This is a genomic window from Pedobacter ginsenosidimutans (assembly GCF_001442625.1).
In the GTDB taxonomy this organism is placed as follows: domain Bacteria; phylum Bacteroidota; class Bacteroidia; order Sphingobacteriales; family Sphingobacteriaceae; genus Pedobacter; species Pedobacter ginsenosidimutans.
The window spans coordinates 182,638-199,370 of the sequence record NZ_LMZQ01000006.1; the positions used below are offsets into that span (position 1 = coordinate 182,638).

The window sequence follows — 16,733 nt, forward strand, 5'->3', positions numbered from 1 at the left end:
TGCTATATCTTTTGCTACCCTTCGGCTCCGCTACCATTAACAGAATCCACAGAAAGGTCGTCATTGCGAGGAGGAACGACGAAGCAATCTTAAAGCGCAGACTAGTAACGATCGTTTTAAGATTGCTTCGTCGGCTGAAAAAGCCTTCTCGCAATGACGATTCCTCTCAAAAATCACTGCAATAAAAAAATTAAAACGGAAAGCAGGAGCTCCGAAACCGACCAGCACGACTATTGCTTTCCTGATTATTTTGAACCATATAAGAGATTTAAGAGCAAATAAGCTAACTGGCAAGATACATTCGTATGTTTTCGACCTCCTAAGATACCTTAGAACACCTAAGTTAAGTGCAGAAATTCTAAAATCTGCAGTTCCTTTGCCATTGATCAAAAACCTTCAGCCTTATACCTTTAAACCCTCCGCCTTTTTATTATCTTTGCTGCATTATGGCTCAAAAGAATAACGACGAACAATTTAAAAATGTAATATCACACGCTAAAGAATACGGTTTTGTATTTCAGAGCAGCGAAATATATGATGGCTTAAGTGCCGTTTACGATTACGGCCAATTAGGTGCTGAATTAAAAAACAACATTAAAACCTACTGGTGGAAAGCCATGGTGCAAATGCACGAAAACATTGTAGGGATTGATTCTGCAATTTTTATGCACCCTAAAGTTTGGAAAGCCAGCGGACACGTTGATGGTTTTAACGATCCAATGATCGATAATAAGGATTCTAAAAAACGTTACCGAGCCGATCAGTTATTGGAGAATAAAATTGATGAGCTATATTCGGAACTGGCCAATTTCAGTGCAGAAAACAAAGCAAAATTTGAAGAATTTCAACAAGAAATATTGGGCTTAAGTGATGAAGGTCAGGCGAGCTGGGTACCAACATTTAAAGATGAGGAAACGATTTTAGATCACGCTAAATATCCTTTTGTTGAGGAAGCGAGCTGGAGATTTGTTAAAAAGGGTTTAACGCTTGAGGTAGAAATGAACCTTGCACTTAAATCTGAAAATCTAGCACAGCTAAAAGATTTAATTGTTGATTACAAAGTAATCTGCCCGATTTCTAAAACTTCTAACTGGACTGATGTACGCCAGTTTAACCTGATGTTTAGCACGCAATTTGGTGCAATGGCTGAAGGTAGTGATGAGGTTTATCTTCGTCCGGAAACAGCGCAGGGTATTTTCGTGAACTTTTTAAATGTTCAAAAATCGGGAAGAATGAAAATTCCTTTTGGTATTGCGCAGATTGGTAAGGCTTTCAGAAATGAAGTAATTGCCCGCCAGTTTATTATGCGTATGCGTGAGTTTGAGCAAATGGAAATGCAATTTTTTGTTCGCCCTGGTGAAGACAAAAAATGGTTCGAATACTGGAAAGAAGCACGTTTGAAATGGCATAAAGCTCTAGGTACTTCGCCTGAAAAATACCGTTACCATGACCACGTAAAATTAGCACACTATGCCAATGCAGCTACTGATATTGAATTCGAATTCCCATTCGGATTTAAAGAGGTTGAAGGGATCCATAGCCGTACCGATTTCGATTTAACACAACACCAGGAATATTCTGGTAAGAAAATGCAATATTTCGATAACGATTTAAATGAAGAAGGCAAGCCTTATGGCAACTATGTTCCTTATGTTATCGAAACTTCTATCGGTTTAGACCGTATGTTCTTGTTAACCATGATTAATGCTTTTGAAGAGCAGGATTTAAGCACCGATGATAAACAGGATAGCCGTACTTTATTGCGTTTACATCCAGCTTTGGCGCCGTACAAAGTTGCTGTTTTCCCATTAACGAAAAAAGATGGTTTACCTGAAAAGGCCCGTGAGATTATGGATACCTTGAAATTTGATTTCAACTGTATTTATGAAGAGAAAGATGCCATTGGTAAACGCTATCGCCGTCAGGATGCTGTTGGTACGCCTTTCTGTATCACTGTTGATCACCAGAGTTTAGAAGACAACACGGTTACCATCCGCCATCGTGATAGTATGGAGCAAGAACGTGTAGCCATTGCCGATTTAGGAAACATTATCGGCTCGGCGGTAAGCTGGAAAACTTTGTTGGCATAATTTTCACCACCTCAGATGCCCTCAGACCTCTAAAGTAAATTTATAATATTTGAGGGTATCATAAAGTTAATTTTCCCTCAATCTGTCACGTTGAGCCTGTCGAAACGCTTTACTACAAATCTAAGTAGGTCCTTCGACAGGCTCAGGATGACAATCCTTGGTGATACGCTTTCTTTTTGTGTACAAAAAAATGAATTTAGCCGAGCATTACCATAAACTTTATACCGAATCAGTCGCAAAGATATCTGCCGGGAATTATGAAACGGATCATTTAATCGATTCGGATACCGATCAGCGTTTTGGAATCACACTGGTAATCAGACCAGATGTTGCAACAAAAGGTAAAATCCAACAGTTTTTAACTGAGGCAAAAGCGATTGAGCCAGATCAATATTATTATCAAAATTCGGATATCCACATCACCTTAATATCTATCATTTCCTGTTATGATGGCTTTGATTTAAAGTATATCCATGTTGAGGATTACATTCAGCTCATCCAACAGGTTTTAGCCAGACATAAGCGTTTCAAGATTCAGTTTAAAGGACTTACGGCATCGCCTTCTTGTATTTTAGTTCAAGGCTTTTTAACCGATACGTTAAACGAAATCAGAGATGACTTGAGGGCAGGCTTTAAAAACTCCTATCTTCAACAGAGTATAGATAAACGTTATGCCATTCAAACAGCCCATTCTACGGTGATCCGATTCAGATCGGAATTAGCCCGCGTAGACGCTTTGCTTAGTCTTATCGAAAAATACAGGGATTTTGATTTTGGCACTTTCGAGGTGAGGCAAGTAGAATTGGTGTATAACGATTGGTACCAGCGCGAGAAATTTGTTAAAAAATTGCATCAGTTTTCTTTATCTTAGCATATTATTAATTAACCAAACAATTAACGCTCGTGAAAGTACCTTTCAAATTATCGCTACTGGCACTCATATGCCTTTTAATTACATCATCCTGCAAAAAAGAAATCGATTACCATCAGGAATGGGCTTTATCTACCATGAGTGCAAAAGTTGATGGTGCTTTAGTGCAGTGTACTTTGGCTACTGCCCAGCTTTACGATGTAGGTGGAGAAATAAGTGTCCAAATCTCTGGAAACAAAGGAATTAATACCGGCTTTAGTTTACTGATCAGCGATTTTAAAGGTGTTGGCACCTATAAGTTATCGGATAACAATATGGCGATTTACCTTTTAAGTACATCCGGTTTACAAGATGCTTACATTGGCAATACATCAGGAACAATAAAGATAACCAGCTATCTAGCAGATAAATACATTAAGGGCACTTTTGAGTTTAAAGGAGAAAATCAATCTACTTCAACAAGCAAAACCATCAGCGAGGGGCAATTTATAATCAGTTTGGTTCCTGTTAAACTGCCAGAAACCAATAACAGCACTAATAATTTAAGTGCAAAGGTAGATGGCACCACGATTGGTTTTACCGGTGAAGCAATATCAATCAACACTCCGATTATTGGAAATTTACTTACGATTGTAACTATAAATGGTGATAAACGAATGATTCTTTCAGTAATAGATTATAAAGGCATAGGCACATACGATCTTGTAACCGATGGAATTGGATCTTATATGAAAGACCAAACACCTACAGGCTCATTTACTGCTACAAGCGGTACATTGGTGATTACAAGTGAAGCTGGTGGTAAATTAAAAGGAACATTTTCATTTAAAGCACCAAATGAAAATACGACGATTAATACATCTGTAACGGTTACAGATGGCACTTTTGATCTACCTTTTAGCAAAAAATAAGTATTAATTTTTAAAAAATCTAAAACCGTTGGTCTAAAAATCAGCGGTTTTTGCATTAATAATCCTTTGGTCACAAATAACTTTCAGATTTCATATTCATTTATCCGGATATTATATTTGTTTAAACAGCAATCGCTTTAATATGAAAATCCCACAGAAGTTTTTTGCCCGTCAACACGAAATCGCAGCCGATTTTTTGAAGGAACTGGATAAACATTTAGATGATGTGGTATCGGGCAGAGCAACTGAGATGTTCGAAGTAAGGGATTTCGCGGAGCTTATCCACGTTCATCCCACACACTTAAGCAATACCATTAAATCGGCTACTGGTCACTCACCTTGTTATTTCTTTGAAGAACGTTTAATGGAAATTTCGAAATCGATGTTACAGAATGTAAGTATGCCTATTGCCGAAATTGCAAGGACACTAACTTACGATCCATCTAACTTTACCAAGTTTTTTAAACACTTCTCTGGCCAAACACCAAAACAGTACAGAGAAGCTTATTTTCAATCTTTGGCCGCAAATAAGGAAATTGTCACCATATAAAACTTAAACAGTCACCATTTTTACTTAAGCTGTCACCATTTTTTCAGCAGGTTTCCATCTAACTTTGTTTAACAAATTAAAAGAAAATGGAAACACAAAATAAAATTGCGCTAATAACCGGTGGTAGCCGCGGATTAGGAAAAAATGCTGCTTTAAAAATTGCAGCAAAAGGAATTGGTGTAATTGTTACTTACCAATCCAAAAAAGAAGAAGCCGAAGATACTGTTAACGAAATAAAACAACTTGGTGTACAGGCAGCAGCGCTACAGCTAAATGTAGCCGACACCAAAACTTTCGATGCTTTTTTCGTAGCAGTTAAAGCTGTATTAAAATCTGTTTTTAATGCCGAAAAATTCGATTTTTTAGTGAATAATGCAGGAATCGGCATTCATGCATCTTTTGCCGAAACTACCGAAGAGCAATTTGATACTTTGGTAAACATCCACTATAAAGGAGCTTTCTTTTTAACCCAAAAGGCTTTAACGTTATTAAATGATGGCAGTGGGATTATTAATCTTTCTACTGGTTTGGCACGTTTTGCCACCCCTGGCTATGCAGCTTATGCATCGATGAAAGGTGCAATGGAAACCTTAACAAAATATCAGGCCAAAGAATTAGGTGCAAGGGGCATTAGATCAAACATTGTTGCACCGGGAGCCATAGAAACCGATTTTGGTGGTGGTGTAGTGCGCGATAACGATCAATTAAATGCAGGAATTGCCTCGAATACAGCCTTAGGCCGGGTAGGTTTGCCTGATGATATTGGTGGAGTTGTGGCCTTTTTATGTACTGAAGATGCCAGATGGATTAATGCACAACGCATTGAAGCATCGGGCGGTATGTTTTTGTAGCCCCATCCTATTTAAGTTTGTAACCACGGCTTCTGTTTCAGCTTGAGGCTATATCATAAATATAGATTTGTCATCCTGAGCTTGTCGAAGGGCCTATTAAATACGCTTTTAGGTGTTTCGACAGGCTCTCCGTAGGAGTCCTTTGGAGAACATGACATTATCTGGTGTGAAATCATCTTTATGATATAATTTATTGAATAGCACTGCCTCAACCCAACCGTTAATAAGCTGAGGCTCCATACCAGGTATGTCGATTTACCCTTGTAATTTCGGGAGTACCGATCTAGTTCAGAAAACGTTTAGCACTAACAAGGGTTTTGCTTTCACGTTCATCAAAGTTAGCTGCATCTGGTTTCAAACTGTTAATCCTAACCATTCCAGCTGACTGAATAAACTCGCCATTGCCCATATAAATAGCAGTATGTGTTATTTTTCCTCCAGATGTTTCTTTCAATTTTGCTGCGGCAAAAAACAATAGATCGCCAGCTTTTAAATTTTTAAGGCACTTAGTGAGACTAATTGAATCTCCTTCTAAAACAGGTATGTCTGCTCCAACCAAAGCTTGTTGCGAGGCATCTCGAGGAATAATAATTCCATTCAGGAAATAGCTTGTTTTGGTAAAACCACTACAATCTACACCTTTAATCGATGTACCACCCCAAAGATAGGGCACGCCAATTAATGTTTTTGCTGTAGCCAAAATAGCTTCAGCACTTGGATTAGGCCTTTTTATCCAGCTTGAAAACAACTTTGCATCAGATTTTTTAATGTAGCCTATACGTTTATCAGGAAAAAGAACCTGATAATAAGCTTTTTCTTCGCCAGTTAATACTAAGATATTGCCATTTACTAAATCGGAAACGCGGAAGGAATTCATATCTGCTTTGCTAAAAGCATGACCAAAATCGGAAGTAAAAATAATCCGTTTTGATTTTTTCCATTCTTCAAAAGCTGTCTTATCCATTATACTTACAGCGGTAGCATCAGTCCATGATAAGTAACCATCGGGTGTGCGTACCAGATAATAACCGCCTTGTTTCTTTAATACTTGCACAGGTGTGCCCAAAATCATCTGCGTCATCATCTCTGCTGCATTTTGAGGGGCTGCCCTATTGTTACAGACCGAAAGATTGGCTAATCCATATTCCATTCCTGCCAGTTTATTTGAAGGAAGGAGTGTATTTATTTTAACGAACCCCTTAAAATCTTTACTTTGGTTATTTAGTGCCTCGAGCACTTGCGCCGAGGTACTTTCTGCAAAAACAGTATCTCCTTTAAACTGAATATTAAAATAAACAGACCGTTTATCCGGGGCAAATTCTTTCTTTATCTGATTCGAAACTGTTCTAATTGCTGCCGTATCAACCTGCGCCTTTAAAGAAACCGCAAAGTTTAATAAACAACCCAATATTAATATTCTTTTCATCATCGTTTTCTAAAACTAAAATTACGAATATTCATATTGCCTTATCAGGTAAAGGCTGTAACTAATTGCTTACGCGATATTATTTTAAAAGACGAGAAATAAAAAAAATTAAAAGACGTTATCCATGAAAATCATCCTATGTTTAAAATACTTCTACCTACCCTTTTGCTCTTCATTTTTTCCAGCCAGGTTAATGCTCAAAAATGGACTGATGCCGAATTCCGCAAAGCCAATACCGCAGCAAATGCTTCTTATTTAAGTAACGAAGAAAAAAACATTGTGATGTACATGAACCTGATCCGCATTGATGGCGAAAAGTTTTATTATACGTTTTTAGAAGACTACATCAATAATTACAATGCTAAAGTACGGAAGTATAGAAATTACAATGAACTCCGGATTACCAGAAACAATTCTTACTACACTTCTTTACTTAAACATTTACGTGGCGTAAAAAACCTGCAGCTATTTTATCCTGATGATAAATTAACATCTTTAAGCCGGAGCCATGCACAGGATTTAAACAGGAATAATCTCGATACACATGAAAGCAGTAACGGAGATAAATTTTCGAAGCGGTTATCCAGATATTTCCCCAACAAGGCCATGAGCGAAAATATCGATTTCGGTTATTCGAACAGTTTAGATATTGTTTGCCATTTGTTGTTAGATTGTGGTGTACCTTCCCTCGGCCATCGTTTTAATTTACTCGATCAAAAATACAAGCTCAATACCGTTGGCGTAAGCATACAGCCCCACCCCTCTTATACCTGGTGTGCTGTAATCGATTTTGTTGCGCAACCTGCATATTACTCCAATAACGAGTAAAATGTATAATTTCTCCAAAGCAATTAAATCCCGATATTTTTTGTTTCTTCAAAATTCTATATAAAAAATTACCTTTACGCCTTAAACTTATATGAGATAAACTGGTTGTTAATATTTCGGCCTAGAAACTTTTAATATTTTTTCAATGCGTACAGCAATTTTAGCCGTAATAGATTTTTTTTACCCGCCTTTTAAAAAATTCATTTCCTTACATAATTTCAGGTATCTGGCCACTGGTGGCGGTACTTTATTGTTGGGCATCTTAAGTTATTATTTTGCTTACTTTTTCATTTTTAAAACCGAAGAAGTAGATTTTGGGGTAATTGTACTTCAGAGAGAAACCGCATCACTATTGATCGATTATACCATTGCCATCCCAACCAGTTTTTTGCTTAATAAGTATGTTATATTTACCCATAGCGAATTAAAAGGCAGGGTTCAGCTTTTTAGGTTTTTAAATCTTCAATTCATTAACATACTGGCTAATTATGTTTTATTGAAGTTTTTGTTGGAACTTTTAAGAGATTATCCAACTTTGGCGATGCTCTCGAGAATACTGGTATCTGTTTTAATGGCACTTTTCAGTTACCTGTATCAACACTACTTTACGTTTAGCGTTAAAAAAATCGGGAGTAAAAAGGAGGAGAAGAAGCATTAATAACCTTCAGTAATTGTTTGTCATGGAGGTACTGATAAAAAGAGCTGAGTCGATCAGAAGTATCGTCATTTCGACTGTAGTGGAGAACCCGAAGCTCAGCGAAGCTAAATCTTTAAATTTGATTTCAATAACATAGTTTAAAGATCTCTCCTCCGAAGGAGTTCCTTTGGAACACTACGCGGTGCTTCAGTCGAGATGAGACTTTCTACTGGATCTGTTATAAATTGCTTTTAATCTTATCTATTTTTGGAAAGCAGTTCCACAAGCACTTCAGGTTCTTTAGTCCTGCCTTCGCTATAAGTCCGCACCTCGTTCCTCGGTTTACGGGCTTTCCGCTCAGTCAGGTTTAGGTGGCCACAGCATTGCTCCTATTTTCGTTCTTTAGCAAAATGCAGGAAAAACAAGGTTCATCAGCACAAGCTCTTGTGAATAAACGGGATGGGAGCGTTATCCTTTTGCGGCTACCCTGAGCGGAGTCGAAGGGTAGCAAAAGATATAGTGCACAGCCCGACAGAACCCCGCCGATGAAATATGACAGCACCTTTCCCAATCATCAGCTTATCCTTTTTACTACCCAAAACCTTTATTACTTTCACCTGTTAATTTATCCAACCACTTTCTTGATAAGATAAAAACAACATCATAACTTAGCTGCCGACCAACTTATTTTCAGATTAACCATGAGCCATTTTAATGATTTTAATAATGCGCAGGTAACAAAATTGCCCAATCATTTAAAGCAATTTATTGTTGACCAGAATTACGAAAAATACACACCGATCGATCAAGCAGTGTGGCGTTACGTGATGCGTCAAAATTACAGCTATCTTAAAAATGTTGCTTACTACCCTTACATAAAAGGCTTACAACGAGCGGGTTTAAGTATCGAACACATTCCCGATCTGCAAACCATGAACGATAACCTGGGCAAGATTGGTTGGGGTGCCGTAACTGTTGATGGCTTTATTCCACCAGCTGCTTTTATGGAATATCAGGCCTACCGTGTACTGGTAATTGCTGCTGATATCCGCCAGATTAATCACATTGAATATACACCTGCACCAGATATTATACACGAAAGTGCTGGCCACGCACCTATTATTGCCGATACAGATTACAATAATTATTTAAGTTATTTTGGTTCGATTGGTGCAAAAGCCATGTTTTCGGCTAAAGATTTTGAACTTTACGAGGCCATTAGGAAACTATCGATTTTGAAGGAAGCCGTAGATGCAGATGAGTTTCAGATTGCCAAGGCAGAAAAAGAGCTGCGATATATAAGCGAAAACATGGGCGAACCTTCTGAAATGGCTTTGCTTGGTCGCCTACACTGGTGGACAGTTGAGTATGGTTTAATTGGCACTTTAGAAAACCCAAAAATTTATGGTGCCGGTTTGCTTTCTTCTATTGGTGAAAGTGCAACCTGTATGCAAAATGATGTTGAGAAACTTTGGTACAACATCGATACGATTAATTACGCTTACGATATTACCAAGCCACAACCGCAACTTTTTGTAACCGAAACATTCCAAAATCTTATTGATGTTTTGGAAACCTTTGCCAATACCATGGCCTTTAGAAAAGGTGGCACAGAAAGCGTTATGAAAGCAATTGCCTGTAAAAATGTAGCCACAGCAGTTTATAGTTCGGGCTTACAGGTAAGCGGTGTATTTACCGACATTGGTGTTGGCACAAAAGACGAAGTAACCTTTATTAAAACCACGGGGCCTTCGGCATTGGCATTTAACGGAAAACAATTAAAAGGCCACGGAAAAGATTACCACGCTGATGGTTTTTCGTCGCCAGTTGGTCGGTTAAAAGGTTCCGTAAAAGCACTGGAAGATTATAGCTTAGCTGAATTACAGGCTATAGGGATAATTACAGGTGAAAAAACTGAACTTGTATTTGAAAGCGGCATTAAAATAATTGGTGTAGTTAACAATATTATTACCGAAAGCAACAAGCTTCTTTTAATTGCCTTTAAAGACTGTACGGTTACAGAAAGTAATGGAAATATCTTGTTTAAACCCGAATGGGGCATTTATGATATGGCCATAGGCGAAGCCATTGTTTCAGTTTTTAATGGAGCTGCCGATAAAGACGCTTACGAAGAGATTACGTTAATTAGTAACGAGAAAACACATCAGATTACTTATGATAATAAGACTTTAAAACTACACCGTTTATACCAAACGGTTAGAGAAATTAGAGAAAGTAGCGAAGGTTTGGATAAGCTTGCCGAAATCTTTGCACAACTAAAATCGAATCATAGGCAGGATTGGCTTTGTGCATTGGAAATTCTGGAAATTATTTACCATAAAAAGATTTATCATCAGCTGGAAAAAGAGATTCAGGTTTATCTGGAAATAAAAGCTGGCAGGGAGCTTGATCATACGAAATTGATCAGCGATGGCTTACATGTAATTAAAAACCCGGTGAGTCAACTGATTGTGGAGGATTGATTTATCTCTTTAATTTCATTAACTTTACTTTATGACAACCATAACAGTACAAGTAGATAACGAACAAAATGCTGCGCTTCTCGAAAAGATGCTTAAGGCATTATCTTTTGTAGAAGATGTTGATATAAAAAACAATCAGCCAAATATAGTGGAAGAGCCAAAAGGATCATACCAGAAATTAAAAAAGGCAATTGATAATACTGAAGGCAACATAATGTTTAAAGACATTAAAGATCCGTCTAAATGGCAAAGTGATTTAAGAGATGAGTGGGAACGTAATATTTGATACGAATATTGTTATCTATTTATCTAAAAAACTTTTAGCTCCCGAAAAAGTATTTACAGAAAATATCATGTATTCTATTTCCATAATTTCAAAAATGGAATTACTTGGGTATGCATTTAATAGCAACCTTGAAGAAAACTACATTAGCGATCTAATAGATTCTTTAAACGTTGTACCTTTAAATGATGCTGTGGTAAATATGACCATTTCGATAAGAAAAAACAATAGGATAAAACTGCCCGATGCTATTATTTATGCTACAGCTCAGGTAATGAATGGAAAACTCTTAACCAATAATATATCAGATTTTGAAAAGCTAAATGGTAGTGTTGAACTTTTTAATCCCTTAAATTCATAAAATTACTATCACCATCGTTGGCAATATAATGCGTAAATCAAGGGATGTAATCGCTATTTTCTAATCCTTGTCGCCAAACAAGGTTCTAGTTGACTTACTCTTTTTTTCCTAACTTTGATTTCATCAGGTCCAAAACATTTCAACCTTTTAACTTTACAACAATTTTTAACTTTTTTTAATGAACATTATAATTACAGGTGCAAGTAGTGGAATCGGTTTCGAAACTGCTTTAGAGTTTAGCTTACAGAAAGAGAACAAAATTGTAGCCATTGCCCGATCTGCAGATAAACTGCGTAAACTCTTAGAAATTGCTAAAGGCATTAATCCAGACTGTACACTTTTACCAGTAGAATTTGATATTGTAAATGATGATTATGCCGCATTAGTTCCATTTTTAAAGGAACGATTAGGATCTGTTGACATCTTAATTAACAATGCAGGCGCTTTAATTAATAAACCCTTTTTAGAAACTACAGAAACTGATCTGGGCGAAATGTTACAGAGCAATGTGATTTCACATTTCAGGATGATTCAACATATTTTGCCTCTGATGAAAAGCGGAAGCCACATTGTAAACATCGGCAGCATGGGTGGTTTTCAGGGAAGCATTAAATTCCCAGGGCTTTCGGCTTACTCTGCGAGTAAAGCGGCGCTGCATACCCTAACTGAATGTTTGGCGTTCGAATTGGCTGAAACAGGAATCAAAATCAATTGTCTTGCATTAGGATCGGCACAAACGGAAATGCTAGAAGCTGCTTTTCCTGGTTACCAAAGCCCGGTTATGGCTTTCGAAATGGGGAAATATGTTACCGATTTTGCTAAAACCGGACATAAATTCTTTAATGGAAAGATTTTACCTGTTGCTGTTACCACACCGTAATATCCATATTATTTAGTAATTTACGTGCTAAATCGAAAAACTAAAAACCTATGGAAACAAACTCACCTTTTAAAACAGCCGACAATGGAAAAAATGCAGCAATAGTAAGCTATTTTTGGTTTATTGGATGGTTAATTGCCTATTTCGCCATGTACAAAGATAATCAAACAGAATTGAGTAGATATCATTTAAAACAGACGCTTCTATTCCATCTGGCATCAACAGTTTTGAGCTGGGGTTTAAGCTTATTTTTAATCCCTTTAATTTTTGCAACTGGCTTTTTAGATGCGGTTTATATACTCCGGATTGTTCAAATTGGATTATTTGTATTGTGGATTATCGGATTAATTGCTGCAATCCAGGGAGAAAAAAAACCTATTCCATTAATTGGTGAAAGAGCACAAACCATGTTCCCAAGTATTTAATCGAAAACAAATATTTTAATCAGAAGTCCAGGCATATTGTTTGGACTTTTTTATTTGCACTCATTTTCAACATTTTAATCGACTTTAGATATTTTTTATATCTTTGGTTCCTACATATGAAGAAAATAATAGTCCCGATTGCGTTTTTCATTTTGTCTGCCACGGCAGGAAAAGCCCAAACCATCATCCCGGCTCAGTACCAGGAGTTAGTTAAAAAGCTCGTTGCCAGCCTCCCTAAAGAGGATAAGCCATCAAACAATTCTTCGGCTAAGCAATCTGAAAGTTTAATCGATTTCGCTAAAAGCATGTTAGGTATCCCCTATCGTTATGCAACAAGTAATCCTAAAGTTGGTTTCGATTGCTCTGGCTTTGTAAGTTATGTATTCAGCAATTTTGGTTTTAAGGTTCCGCGCTCTTCACGAGAGTTTAGCTATGCGGGTAAGGAAACCACCTTGGAAAACGCAAAAGTAGGTGATGTATTGATTTTTACAGGCAGTAATTCAAGAATAAGAAGAATCGGTCATGTTGGGATCGTTTATTCTATCGATGAAAACGGCATTAAATTTATCCATGCCTCATCGGGTAAAGTGCATCAGGTAACCATTACTGATCTTGATGGTCATTATAAAGCTCGTTTCATGAAAATTGTAAGTATTATATAACTTACTTTTTATATTTCCACATTCTTGTTTTACCTTCTGCGAGCCATTCCAGTGTGGTATCCAGCCTTTTTTGTTTAGTTGCCTCTGTTTTAGCTTCCTCAAGCCACATTACATACTCCTTTTTATTGGATAAACTAAAATTCTGAAATACGGCTAGGGCTTTAGGATCATCTTTTAATGCTTCGATCAAATATTCGGGAATAATCAGTTCTTTCTGCGCTGTAGATTTTGGTTTTGAAGGCAATTTTACATCATCCTCATTTAATTTAATGGCCTGTTGTATGTAGGCAATCAGGATCTCATCTGAAGGTAAATCTTCCAAAGATGTTATTTTCCCTAACAAGCCCATCGCTTCAGAACGTTCTTTAAAAATGCCGTACTCGTCTTGCATTAACGATCCTTTCCAAAAACCGAAGGCACAGTGGTGTTTAAAAGATGCCATATGACAAACCGTACCTTTGAAATCAAAGAATGGCATACTCCACTTCATTTTTTCTTCAATCCGTGCATCGGCTTTATGAACCAGATTCCTTAAATGATCTAAAATAGGAATCGCAAATTCTGTCGAATTAATGATGTACTGATCTACCTGAACAATTGTATGCATAGTTTAAAAAATTACCTTAATAAATTTAAAGCAAAACAACCTTTAAAGCAAGTTCTACCGCTCCGTTATGAAGAAACTTTTTTGCCAGTTCGTGCAGTTCTCTCTCGCGGTTGGTTATATCACCTATGGTAGCATCGAGCACTTCTTTTACTTCTATATGGGTACTGATCAGGTCGATTTCTTCGTCGCTGGGTAAATGTTCAACGTTTCCCAGCATTCCCAGGTCATTTCCCGATAATACTTTAGAAAAACGGACCGAATGTGGTAACCGGTCTACACCGATGCCCAATTTAGCGAGGGGTTTAGCTACTTTGAATAAATTGTCATTCGTAACCCTACAGTACCAATCGCCACCTAAACGTGCTACAAGATCGATTTTATGTTGATCAATCCTACCATTTTCATCTAAAATAGCTTCATTAATATGAATCACTTTTATTTCAGCCAGCACGAGATTTCCTGCACCATGATGATCGCCTAATGAAATTACCTCATTTACAACACATTCAAACTGTACTGGTGCTTCGGCAACTCTTGGTGGCCGAACCAGATCAGATTTCAACATGGTAAATCCCGCTTTCTCGAATTCGTTTACGCCTTTCGCGTATTCGGTACTAGCCAGACTCATTTGCTGCACCATATCATAGTTTACAATATTGATGACGCATTCTTTAACCTGCAGTACATTTTCCAAGCTATGTTTGGTGGTATTATCACGCACCCTTCTTGACGGGGAAAAAATACAGATAGGCGGATTTGTACTAAACATATTAAAGAAACTGAAGGGGCTTAAATTAATATTCCCTTCGGCATCGATAGTTGAAGCAAAGCAGATCGGCCGCGGAGCGATAGCATATTGCAAATAATTTTGCAGCTCTATGGGGGTTAAATCGGAGGTGTTTAAAGTTAGCACAGGTAGTTAAGTTTACTATTTGCAAGGATTAAATGGAGATTAAAACCTTAAAACGGCCGTCATTTCGAGCGGAGAGAAACGTAGTCGAGAAATCTATCATAGATCTCTCCATTACGCTGCGCTTCAGTCGAGATGACGACTTTTCTATTACATTTTATCATTGATAACATGTAATAGAAAAAAGATCATGAAATGAATTCAGAATTAGTACCAAATTATTCAAGCGCGGATGATTAAACAAAAACGCTAAAGAACCTTTTTATTTCTTCAACGCCAAAATCGAAAAATCGGTGTCTGCTTTAGTAATCGTATTGGTTAAAGCACCAAGCCCTGTAATTTCCATCTCTACAACATCACCTGGCTGTAACCACTGTACTTTATAATTTGGATCGTTAAGTAAACCAGTCCCGTTTAATTCTAAGAAACAACCAGTACCCACTGTTCCTGAACCAATTACATCCCCCGGAAGGATATCTACACCGTAAGCACAGCGTTCTATAATTTCGGCAAAAGTCCAGTCCATATCAGCAGCATTTCCTTTCGAAACTTCAGTGCCATTTACTCTGCAGGTCATTTTAAGATCGTAAGCATTACCAACATGCCCTTCTTTAGGTGCAACTTTATATTGCAATAATTCATCAGGCGTTACCAACCATGGGCCAATTACGGTAGAAAAATCTTTTCCTTTGGCCGGGCCTAAGTTCAATAACATCTCTTCCATCTGCAAAGTACGGGCACTCATATCGTTCATTACCATATAACCGGCAATGTATTCATCAGCCTCAGCAGCTTTAATATTTCTACCTTTTTTACCAATAACAATCGCAACCTCTAATTCGAAATCGAGTTTGTCAAAATGATCTGGCATACATTCAATCTCACCAGTACCTTGAATAGCGTTGTGATTGGTGAAATAAAAGATCGGATATTCATCAAACTGAGGGATCATATCAACCTTTCTGTTTCTACGCGCCGCAGCAACATGCTGTCTGAAAGCGTATCCATCACGACAACTGGTAGGATGCGGAACAGGTGCTAAAATCTCATAAAAAATTTCTTCTTTAGCAGCTAAACTACCATCTTTTATCTGATCGTCTATCCTTTTTGCTCTTTCCATTAACACTTCGCCACCTTGCAAAAACGTACTCATATTATCTGGAAGCAATTTATCGCAACTATTTAAGTTATAAATATGTCCGTTGATAAATATACCAAGATGCTCCCTGTCTTCGGTTTTATAAGATACTAGTTTCATATATGATTTGGTTAAATACGCGGTAAAGCTAAGAAATTAGGCCATTCAAAATAAAACTTAAGCGTTATTATTTTAATACGGTATATTTCTGAAGGTTTGATTTAATTAAAGGAAAATCTTTTGCCTGAAGCGCTTTGTAATGTTTTTTGTTGGAGAGTAATCCACCAAGTAATATTCCACCAGATACACCAACAGGTACACCCGCAGCAATAAGCACTACCGACTCGACCAATTTATCACTTTTGGCAGCCAATACAAAAAATGTTAAACCTCCGGCAATGGCTAGCGGTGCAGCTATTCCTTTACGGTGAATGTATAATGCACTGATACTGTCGGCACTTAATTTTATGGTATCCTTCCGGTTTCTGATAATTGTTAAACCATCATCCGCCGCAGCGTAAAAAGAACCCCTTGTTGCTTTTCCACTTCGGTCTATAACCCTAATGGTGTACTTCGCCTTTTGTTGTGCAAAAGCGGCATAGCTCAAGGCTAAAAAAATTAAGCATGTAAAAATAAATTTCATCGGGATGATTATATAGTAAGTAATTAAAGATAATTAAAATTTCAACTTTTAAATAAAATACTTACCTTGGTGCCATTAAAACCATGATCTTAAAAGCATTACATATTAATCTAGTAAACGACGCTATTGCGGCCCGTCGCTATAAGATGCTATCCAAGCTGATCATGGCTCAATATT

At 37.4% G+C, this 16,733-nt stretch carries 18 protein-coding genes; 13 read left to right on the plus strand and 5 right to left on the minus strand.

Going from position 1 to position 16,733, the window contains the following annotated elements:
* Positions 1–446 precede the first annotated feature (446 nt).
* The 5 genes from ASU31_RS11260 to ASU31_RS11280 all read left to right on the plus strand — a co-directional run bounded on the left by ASU31_RS11260 (position 447) and on the right by ASU31_RS11280 (position 5,273).
* Positions 447–2,090: a glycine--tRNA ligase gene (locus ASU31_RS11260; RefSeq protein ID WP_057932415.1), complete on the plus strand. Its 1,644-nt coding sequence runs from the start codon at positions 447–449 to the stop codon at positions 2,088–2,090.
* Between the two features lie 190 nt (positions 2,091–2,280).
* Positions 2,281–2,961 carry a 2'-5' RNA ligase family protein gene (locus ASU31_RS11265; RefSeq protein WP_057932416.1) on the plus strand — a complete coding sequence of 227 codons (681 nt, stop codon included), beginning with the start codon at positions 2,281–2,283 and terminating at the stop codon, positions 2,959–2,961.
* A gap of 32 nt (positions 2,962–2,993) precedes the next feature.
* Positions 2,994–3,872 (plus strand): DUF6252 domain-containing protein, encoded by an 879-nt coding sequence (locus ASU31_RS11270; protein ID WP_057932417.1) that lies wholly within the window; start codon positions 2,994–2,996, stop codon positions 3,870–3,872.
* 142 nt (positions 3,873–4,014) lie between these two features.
* A complete protein-coding gene (locus ASU31_RS11275) occupies positions 4,015–4,422 on the plus strand; it encodes a helix-turn-helix domain-containing protein (protein WP_057932418.1) in 408 nt (135 codons plus the stop codon).
* An 86-nt stretch (positions 4,423–4,508) separates the two neighbouring features.
* Positions 4,509–5,273: an SDR family oxidoreductase gene (locus tag ASU31_RS11280; protein ID WP_057932419.1), complete on the plus strand. Its 765-nt coding sequence runs from the start codon at positions 4,509–4,511 to the stop codon at positions 5,271–5,273.
* Between the two features lie 283 nt (positions 5,274–5,556).
* On the opposite strand, the gene ASU31_RS11285 is transcribed toward ASU31_RS11280, so the two are convergent.
* Complete coding sequence (locus tag ASU31_RS11285) at positions 5,557–6,699, minus strand: SH3 domain-containing C40 family peptidase (RefSeq protein ID WP_167346177.1); 1,143 nt, start codon at positions 6,697–6,699, stop codon at positions 5,557–5,559.
* A gap of 138 nt (positions 6,700–6,837) precedes the next feature.
* Between ASU31_RS11285 and ASU31_RS11290 the strand changes: the two genes are divergently transcribed.
* The 8 genes from ASU31_RS11290 (at position 6,838) to ASU31_RS11325 (ending at position 13,258) form a co-directional block, all read left to right on the plus strand.
* The gene (locus ASU31_RS11290; protein ID WP_057932421.1) at positions 6,838–7,527 is read left to right on the plus strand and encodes a CAP domain-containing protein; all 690 of its coding nucleotides are present in this window, start codon (positions 6,838–6,840) and stop codon (positions 7,525–7,527) included.
* A gap of 145 nt (positions 7,528–7,672) precedes the next feature.
* Positions 7,673–8,185, plus strand: coding sequence for a GtrA family protein (locus tag ASU31_RS11295; RefSeq protein WP_057932422.1), 513 nt, complete (start codon positions 7,673–7,675; stop codon positions 8,183–8,185).
* Positions 8,186–8,865: 680 nt separating this feature from the next.
* The gene (locus ASU31_RS11300) at positions 8,866–10,647 is read left to right on the plus strand and encodes an aromatic amino acid hydroxylase (protein ID WP_057932423.1); all 1,782 of its coding nucleotides are present in this window, start codon (positions 8,866–8,868) and stop codon (positions 10,645–10,647) included.
* Between the two features lie 31 nt (positions 10,648–10,678).
* Positions 10,679–10,933 carry a hypothetical protein gene (locus ASU31_RS11305; protein WP_057932424.1) on the plus strand — a complete coding sequence of 85 codons (255 nt, stop codon included), beginning with the start codon at positions 10,679–10,681 and terminating at the stop codon, positions 10,931–10,933.
* Positions 10,911–11,291, plus strand: coding sequence for a type II toxin-antitoxin system VapC family toxin (locus tag ASU31_RS11310; RefSeq protein WP_057932425.1), 381 nt, complete (start codon positions 10,911–10,913; stop codon positions 11,289–11,291). The genes ASU31_RS11305 and ASU31_RS11310 overlap by 23 nt, the downstream gene beginning before the upstream one ends.
* Positions 11,292–11,469: 178 nt before the next feature.
* A complete protein-coding gene (locus ASU31_RS11315) occupies positions 11,470–12,171 on the plus strand; it encodes an SDR family oxidoreductase (RefSeq protein ID WP_057932426.1) in 702 nt (233 codons plus the stop codon).
* A gap of 50 nt (positions 12,172–12,221) precedes the next feature.
* Positions 12,222–12,596 carry a DUF4870 domain-containing protein gene (locus tag ASU31_RS11320; RefSeq protein ID WP_057932427.1) on the plus strand — a complete coding sequence of 125 codons (375 nt, stop codon included), beginning with the start codon at positions 12,222–12,224 and terminating at the stop codon, positions 12,594–12,596.
* A 116-nt stretch (positions 12,597–12,712) separates the two neighbouring features.
* Entirely contained in the window at positions 12,713–13,258 is a 546-nt protein-coding gene (locus tag ASU31_RS11325) for a C40 family peptidase (RefSeq protein WP_057932428.1), read from the plus strand.
* Position 13,259: 1 nt separating this feature from the next.
* Here ASU31_RS11325 and ASU31_RS11330 read toward each other — a convergent pair whose 3' ends face one another.
* The 4 genes from ASU31_RS11330 to ASU31_RS11345 form a co-directional block, all read right to left on the minus strand.
* Complete coding sequence (locus ASU31_RS11330; protein WP_057932429.1) at positions 13,260–13,865, minus strand: YdeI/OmpD-associated family protein; 606 nt, start codon at positions 13,863–13,865, stop codon at positions 13,260–13,262.
* Positions 13,866–13,890: 25 nt separating this feature from the next.
* Complete coding sequence (locus ASU31_RS11335; RefSeq protein WP_057932430.1) at positions 13,891–14,778, minus strand: flavin reductase family protein; 888 nt, start codon at positions 14,776–14,778, stop codon at positions 13,891–13,893.
* Positions 14,779–15,037: 259 nt separating this feature from the next.
* The gene (locus ASU31_RS11340) at positions 15,038–16,033 is read right to left on the minus strand and encodes a fumarylacetoacetate hydrolase family protein (protein WP_057932431.1); all 996 of its coding nucleotides are present in this window, start codon (positions 16,031–16,033) and stop codon (positions 15,038–15,040) included.
* Positions 16,034–16,100: 67 nt separating this feature from the next.
* Positions 16,101–16,556: a hypothetical protein gene (locus ASU31_RS11345; RefSeq protein ID WP_057932432.1), complete on the minus strand. Its 456-nt coding sequence runs from the start codon at positions 16,554–16,556 to the stop codon at positions 16,101–16,103.
* Positions 16,557–16,733: the final 177 nt, after the last annotated feature.